Annotated in this window: 1 protein-coding gene; it reads left to right on the top strand. The window is 70.6% G+C overall.

Annotated features, from left to right (window positions below; translation table 11 throughout):
* The coding region (locus HF680_RS15745; protein ID WP_185225721.1) for a DDE-type integrase/transposase/recombinase at positions 1-462 on the top strand (462 nt) is incomplete at both ends.

Genomic DNA, 462 nt, shown 5'->3' with positions numbered 1-462 from the left:
GAGCGACGGGCCTGCTCCATCATCAAGGCGGACCGTAAGTCGGTGCGCTATCGCTCCTGCCGACAGCCGGACACGGCGCTGCGGGAGCGGCTGCGCGCCCTGGCTGTCGAGCGGCGACGGTTCGGCTATCGGCGGCTGTTCGTGCTGCTGCGGCGTGAGGGAGAACCCTCGGGCAAGAACCGGATCTACCGGCTCTATCGCGAGGAAGGCCTGACGGTGCGCAAGCGCCGCTCACGTCGTCGCGCCATGGGCACGCGCGCGCCGATCCTGGTCGAGGCCAGGCCGAACGCCCGCTGGTCGCTGGACTTTGTGCACGACCAGTTCGCCACGGGCCGCCGCTTCCGCATTCTCAACGTGGTCGACGACGTCACCCGCGAGTGCCTGGCGGCGATCCCCGACACCTCGATCTCGGGACGCCGCGTCGCGCGAGAGCTGACAGCGCTGATCGCTCGGCGGGGCCGT

This window comes from Brevundimonas huaxiensis (assembly GCF_014218725.1).
Classification (GTDB): Bacteria; Pseudomonadota; Alphaproteobacteria; order Caulobacterales; family Caulobacteraceae; genus Brevundimonas; species Brevundimonas huaxiensis.
This window is presented reverse-complemented; position numbering and strand designations above follow the sequence as displayed.